The 6,481-nt window shown below is 72.9% G+C and carries 5 protein-coding genes; 2 read left to right on the top strand and 3 right to left on the bottom strand.

Annotated elements, in window-relative coordinates; all coding sequences use genetic code 11:
• Nucleotides 1-2,018, top strand: a 2,018-nt coding sequence (locus ACXR2U_RS17430; protein WP_458826335.1) for a hypothetical protein, incomplete at its 5' end; no start/stop codon positions are given.
• A complete protein-coding gene (locus ACXR2U_RS17425; RefSeq protein WP_458826334.1) occupies nucleotides 2,002-2,244 on the top strand; it encodes a DUF5703 family protein in 243 nt (80 codons plus the stop codon). The genes ACXR2U_RS17430 and ACXR2U_RS17425, both read left to right, overlap by 17 nt.
• On the opposite strand, the gene leuC is transcribed toward ACXR2U_RS17425, so the two are convergent.
• From leuC to ACXR2U_RS17410, 3 genes are read right to left on the bottom strand one after another with little or no spacing between them, the layout of a single operon-like run.
• Nucleotides 2,234-3,667, bottom strand: a complete 1,434-nt coding sequence (gene leuC / locus ACXR2U_RS17420) for a 3-isopropylmalate dehydratase large subunit (RefSeq protein WP_458826333.1) — start codon at nucleotides 3,665-3,667, stop codon at nucleotides 2,234-2,236. The genes ACXR2U_RS17425 and leuC overlap by 11 nt on opposite strands.
• Complete coding sequence (locus ACXR2U_RS17415; protein WP_458826332.1) at nucleotides 3,664-5,211, bottom strand: sugar ABC transporter ATP-binding protein; 1,548 nt, start codon at nucleotides 5,209-5,211, stop codon at nucleotides 3,664-3,666. The genes leuC and ACXR2U_RS17415 overlap by 4 nt, the downstream gene beginning before the upstream one ends.
• An 11-nt stretch (nucleotides 5,212-5,222) precedes the next feature.
• Entirely contained in the window at nucleotides 5,223-6,431 is a 1,209-nt protein-coding gene (locus tag ACXR2U_RS17410) for a sugar ABC transporter substrate-binding protein (RefSeq protein ID WP_458826331.1), read from the bottom strand.
• Between the last annotated feature and the right edge of the window lie 50 nt (nucleotides 6,432-6,481).

The raw sequence follows: 6,481 nt of genomic DNA, 5'->3' as shown, positions 1-6,481 counted from the left end.
CGAGTCGGCTCGTGGGCGACGGCTGGCGTGGCCGCCGGGCCGCCCGCGGCGTGCGGCCGGCGGCGTGGCCCACGCGCAGTGCCGACCGCCACAACGCGCTCCTGATCGGCCGGTACCGGTACGCGATGGTGTTGGGCTTCTCCGAGGTCGTCGTCGCGCAGTGGATCCAGGTCACCGAGGACGAGGTGGCCTCACGCCGCGACGCGGAGCGGGAGCGACTGCGGGTGCGACTGGCGTCCCGCCTCGCCCACTACCCGGGCGCGGCGGCTGCCCTGGAGCCGGTGACACCGGTGTTGCCGGATTCGGACGCGGAGCGGCGCCGGCTCGCCCACGTCGAGGCCTCCCTGCGGGGCGTGGCACGGCGCGCGCTGCGTCTGGCCGACCGCGGGCACCGCTGCGCGACGGAGCACGACGGCTTCGCAGCAAGGGTCAGGGTCGCCGCCGAGTTCGAGCAGGACCCCCGCCCGGCGTCGGCCCTCGTCCTGCACGGCGCGACCAAGTCGCTGCTGGCGGCGATGAAGCTGTGCCCGGCGAAGGACTGGGGCGAGCTGCGCGACGCTGCCCTCGGTGTCCTGGGTGAGGTCCGGCCCCGACCTGCGCCGCAGCTGGGGGTGACCCAGGTGTTGGAGGCGCAACGAGCCTTCCAGCGGGCCTCTCTCGTCGAGGTCGAGCAGCTGCGGCGCGACCATCGCTGGTTCACGGGCCGGCGTCGACGTGGCAACGCCCTCACGCAGCGGTCCCTGCGGGTCGGCCGGGTGGCGGCGACGCTGCGGCTCGCGCGGGTCGAGTGGCTGATCGCGGCCGAGGCTGCCGGCGACCCGTCTCCGCCCGCTGACGGCTCGAGCCCGCGTCGTTGGCCGCCCGACGCCGGGGTGGTCAACCAGCAGGTGCAGCGCGCGCTCGGTCGCAACCCGTTCGCGGTGTTGGACTGGCAGGACCTCTACAACGCGGCGTGCGTGTCGTCGATCCCCCTGCTACCGCTCAACAACTGGGCGGGACAGCGCACGGGCCACAAGCTCGCGGTCCAGAACGACTGGCGCTTCGCGGACCCCCGCATCGGAGCTGAGCTCGCGCGCTTCTCCCGTCAGGCCGTCCGGGCGCTGGAGCGGGCCGCCGACAGCAGCGACAGCCACTTCACGGCCGGGCAGCGCACCTGGGTGACGTTCGCCGACCCGGATCTGGTGGGGTTTCGCGCGAGCGACGCCTACGCCCTGTTCCGCGCGCGGAACCTCGCGTCCGCGTCTCCGGCTGTGCCCGTGCCGAAGAACGTCCACGTCCTGCAGTTGTCGGCCTACGTCACGGGGATGCTGCGGGCCCTCGCCCGCGAGCTCGCCCGCTGCGCCTGTGACGACGACCCCGCCCTGGCCCGGGACGACGAGCACGTCCTGGCGTGCCTCGACCGGGACCACCGCGCCTGGCAGCAGGTGCGCGACGCGTGTCAGGAACAACGTGACTGGCGGGCCCGCCGCGAGCTGTTGCAGTTCGTCCGGACGGTGGGTCGCTCGTCTCGTCTGGCCGTCGAGTACCCGAGCTTCCCCTCCCCGCTCATCGGTGACCTCGCGGACGTGTCGAACCGGCAGGACTCCCGGTTGCTCACGATCGCCGGCCGGTACGCCCGGCAGGAACGGGTCGACCAGCTGGTCCGCATCCAGGAGACCGCAGCGCGGTTCCTCGCGACCGGGTCCGCCGACGCCGCGTTCGTCGCCGCGTCGTCCGGGCCGGAGCGGGCGCGGTTCCACGCCCGCCGACGGCGGGCGTGGGAGGTCCTGGAGCGCTGCCTGGAGATCACGTTCTTCACCGACAGCAAGACGGTGCTGCACGAGCGCAAGGCCCACGTGGCGCGGCTGGAGGAGGAGCTCCGGTCGGTCCTGGCGCCACCGGCGACACCGCCCGTCCGCGGTTTCGCCGCACCGGACGGGCGTCGGCTCGAGCCGGTCGTGGCGGGACGCGCCGGGCGACGACGCGTGACGGCGGGACCGGCACCGGAGCACAATGGTGGTGATGGCCGCGAACGATGAGGACCTCCCGGAGCCCGACGACGCGTGGGAGTACGCCCCGCTGCGCATCCCCGCGGATGTGAGCGGGGTCAACGCGGCCGTCCGCCTCGCCCTGCACGCCGAGTACGGCGGCTGGGAACTCGCCCGCACCCTGCGCTGGACCGACGGGCGGCGGCAGGTCCTGCTGCGTCGTCGGCGCCGGCCGAACCAGCTCGACGCCGTGCCCCTGCCCGGTCTCACCGTCTGACTCGCCGAGGCTCAGCCTCCGGCACCTCGAGGTCGGCGGGTGCGGCCAACCGTCCGGCCACGGCCGACGCCGCCGCCACCGCGGGCGAGACCAGGTGGGTGCGGGCCCCGGGGCCCTGACGGCCCTCGAAGTTCCGGTTCGACGTCGACGCGCTGCGCTCGCCCGGCGCGAGGGAGTCCGGGTTCATCCCCAGGCACATCGAGCAGCCGGCCGAACGCCACTGCGCCCCCGCCGCCCGCACGACCTCGTCCAGGCCCTCGGCCTCGGCCGCCGTCTTGACGGCGGTGGAGCCGGGCACGACCAGCATCCGGGTGCCGGCGGCGACGCGCCGGCCCCGGAGGACGTCGGCCACCGCCCGCAGGTCCTCGATCCGGCCGTTGGTGCAGGAGCCGACGAACACGGCGTCGACACCGACGTCCCGCATCCGGGTCCCGGGCGTCAACTGCATGTAGTCCAGGGCGCGGTGGGCGGCGTCGCGCAGCACGGGGTCGTCGAAGGTGTCGGGTGAGGGCACCGTGCCGTCGAGCGGCACGCCCTGGGCCGGGTTGGTCCCCCACGTGACCCACGGCGCGACGTCCGCGGCGTCCAGTACGACCTCGGTGTCGAACACCGCGTCGTCGTCGGTCGCCAGCGAGCGCCAGTACGCCTCGGCCGCGTCCCACTGGTCCGCCGACGGTGCGTCGGGCCGCCCGCGCAGGTGGTCGAACGTGACGTCGTCGGGTGCGACCAGCCCGGCGCGCGCCCCGAACTCGATCGACATGTTGCACAGCGTCATGCGGGCTTCCATGCTCATCGCCCGCACGGCCTCACCGCGGTACTCGACGACGTGCCCGCGACCGCCGGAGGTCCCGACCTTCGCGATCAACGCCAGCACGACGTCCTTGGCGGTGACACCCGGCGCGAGCACGCCGTCGACCGTCACCGCCATCTGCCGGGTCACGTACTGCGGCAGGGTCTGGGTCGCGAGGACGTGCTCGACCTCGCTGGTGCCGATGCCGAACGCCAACGCGCCGAACGCGCCGTGGGTGCTGGTGTGGCTGTCACCGCAGACGATCGTCATACCGGGTTGGGTGAGCCCGCGCTCGGGCGCGATGACGTGCACGATCCCCTGCCCGGGCTGACCCATCCCGTCCAGCCGCACACCGAACTCCGCGCAGTTGCGCCGCAGGGCCTCGACCGCGGCGCGGCTCGCGGGCTCGGTCAGCACCAGCGTGTCGGTCGGGACGTTGTGGTCCTCGGTGGCGAGGGTGAGCTCCGGGCGGCGCACCGGTCGCCCCGCGGCGCGCAACCCCTCGAACGCCTGCGGACTCGACACCTCGTGCACCAGGTGCAGGTCGATGTAGAGCAGGTCCGGTTCGGTGCCACCGCCCGCGCGGACGACGTGCTCGTCCCACACCTTGCGGGCGAGCGTGCGCCCGTTCACTCGTAGACCGCGGCAGCGACGTCGTGCGCGGTGAGCTGGTCGCCGGTGAGCGTGCGCAGGATGCGGCCGTCGCGCAGCACGTGCACCCGGTGGCACAGGTGGGCGAGGTCCTCGTACTCGACGCTGCTGACCAGCAGGGTCGTCCCGTTCGCGGCGAGGGCGGCGAGGTGTGCGAACACCTCACGTTTGGCGCCGACGTCGACGCCCTGGGTGGGTTCGTGCAACGCCAGGACCTGCGGGCCGGCCATGATCCACTTGGCCAGCAGCACCTTCTGCTGGTTGCCGCCGGACAGCAGCGCGAGCGCGAGGTCGCCGCGCTGCGGGCGGACGTCGTAGCGGCGCAACTGCTCCGCCACCTCGGAGCGTTCGGCCCGGCCGCGGAGCACGCCGGCGCCGGTGAACGCGCCGAGGGTCGGCAGCGTCATGTTCTCCGACGTCGACAGCGTGATCGCACCACCGAGGCCCTTGCGGTCGCCCGGCAACGCGGCCACCCCGTGCTTCAGCGCCCGCCCCGGCGTCAACCCCGCGGCGGACACGGTGGTCCCGTTCACCGTGACCTGCCCGGCGGTGCACCCCACCGCCCCGGCGAGGGCGTAGGGGATCTCGTCGTACCCGCCGCCGGGCAGCCCCACGAACCCGACGATCTCGCCGCGTGCCGCGGTGAACGCGACGTCGTCGAGGTAGCGGGCCGAGAGGCCGGTGACCTTGAGCGCGACGTCGGTCCCGGCGGGCTCGCGGTCGGGGTAGAGCCGGTCGAGGTGCTGGCCGATCATGAGCTCGACCAACGATCGGCTGGTCTGCCCCGCCACCGGCACGTCGGCCACCAACCGGCCACCCCGCAAGACCAGCGCGCGGTCGCAGTTGTCCAGCACCTCGTCGAGGCGGTGGGAGACGAACAGCACGCTCACCCCGTCCGCGGCCAGCGCGCGGACGGTCTCGAACAGCCGCAGGACGCCGCTGCGCGGCAGGTACGCGGTCGGCTCGTCGAGGACCAGCACGTGCTGGCCGTCGGGATCACCCGCGTCGACGTCGGCGAGGCCGCGGGCGATCGCGACCAGGGCGCGCTCGGTGACCGACAGGTCGCCCAGACGCCGGTCCGGTGAGACGTCGAGCCCGACCCGTTCCAACGCGGCCCGCACCGTCGCCCGTTCCTCGCGCCACCGGATCCTGCGGGCGAACCCGGTGGTGAAGCGGGTGATCCGCAGGTTCTCGAGGATGGTCATCGACGGCACCAGCGCGAGGTCCTGGTGGATGAACGCCAGGCCGGTGCGGGCCGGGCCGCCGCGCAGGTCGGAGGTGACGTCGTGGTCGCCGACGCTGACGGTGAGACCCGGATCGGGCTCGTAGAACCCCGAGAGGATCTTGATCAGCGTCGACTTGCCCGACCCGTTCTGACCGATGAGCGCGCAGACCTGGCCCGCACCGAGGGTGAAGGACACGTCGTCGAGCACCTTGGCCGCACTGAAGGTCTTCGCCGCGTGCTGCACCGTCAGCGACGCCCGCGTCCCGGGCGTCGCCGTCTCCCCCACCGTCTGCTCGCTCACCGGTGACGCTCCTACTTCGTCCAGAGCTTGGTGAACTCGGCCTTGTAGTCGGCGGCGTCGCCGTACCAGGTGAACTCGTCGCTGCCGCTGATGAGGTCCGCGTTCTGGGTGTCGAAGATCCGCAGGCCCACGTTGTAGTTCTCGATCGGGTCGCTGCCGGCGAGGACCCGCATGATGGTGTCGCTGCAGGCGTAGGCCCACCACTCGTTCTGGCCACCGACGTCGAGCTTGAGACCACTCGCCGGATCCTTCAGCTGCTCGACGATGCCCGGCGTCGCGTTGAACGCCCCGACCGACACCTTGTCGCCCGCGCCCGCGGTGCGGATGGCGCCGAGGCCCGGCAGGGCCTGACCGTCGTAGAGCGGGAGGATGTAGGTGCGCGTGGGGTCCGAGGCGATGGTCGTGCGGAACAGCGTGGGGATCGAGGTCTCCCACTGCGCGATCTGCACGTCCTGGATCTTCACGTCGCAGTCCGGGCACAGTCGCTCGATCTCGGACTTCGTGGCCTGGGCCTGCGGCTGCGAGGCCGGGACGTCGTCGGAGGTGACGATGAGCGCCTTGGCCTTGCCGTCGGAGTCGGCCACGACCCAGTCACCGATGAGCTGACCGACCTTGACGTAGTCGAAGCTCACCTCGGCGGCCTGGCCGCCGTCGACCTTGCCGGGCACGCCGCTCTGCGCCGTGATGACCTTGATGCCCGCGGCCTTGGCCTGCGAGATCTGCCCCGCGAACAGGCTGGTGGAGAACGCGACCAGCACGACGGCGTCGGCCTTCTCGGCGATGGCCTGCTGGAAACCCTTGTTGGCCTCGTCGACCGAACCCTTGGCGTCGACGATCGTCAGGTCGATGCCCGCGACGCTCTTCACCAACTGCTTCACCGTCTCCGACCAGTACTTCAGCACCGGGATGCCGTTGGAGACACTGATGTAGACGACCTTCTTGCCCTGCAGGCCCGACACGTCGACCGTGGCGTCCGGCCCCTGCCAGGTCGGCGGGGCGCTGTACTGCTCCACGATCTTCTTGGCCTCGGCCACGCCGTCGGCCGCCGAGGCCGCCGTCGGTCCGAAGGAGGTGTCGGCGGCGGCGCCGCCGTCACTGCTGCCGGCGCAGGCGGTCAACGCCGCGGTGGCGATGCCGACGACGGTGAGGGCCAGGGCGCGCCGGGCGGCGCCGAGGGAGATCGGCCGCAGCCGACCGCGGGACGTCGTGGTGGTGGTCATGGTTCCTCCGGTGGTGGGCGGGACAGCGCAGTGCAGTGCGGTGCGGACGG

It is taken from the genome of Jatrophihabitans sp. YIM 134969, from assembly GCF_054456675.1.
This window is presented reverse-complemented; position numbering and strand designations above follow the sequence as displayed.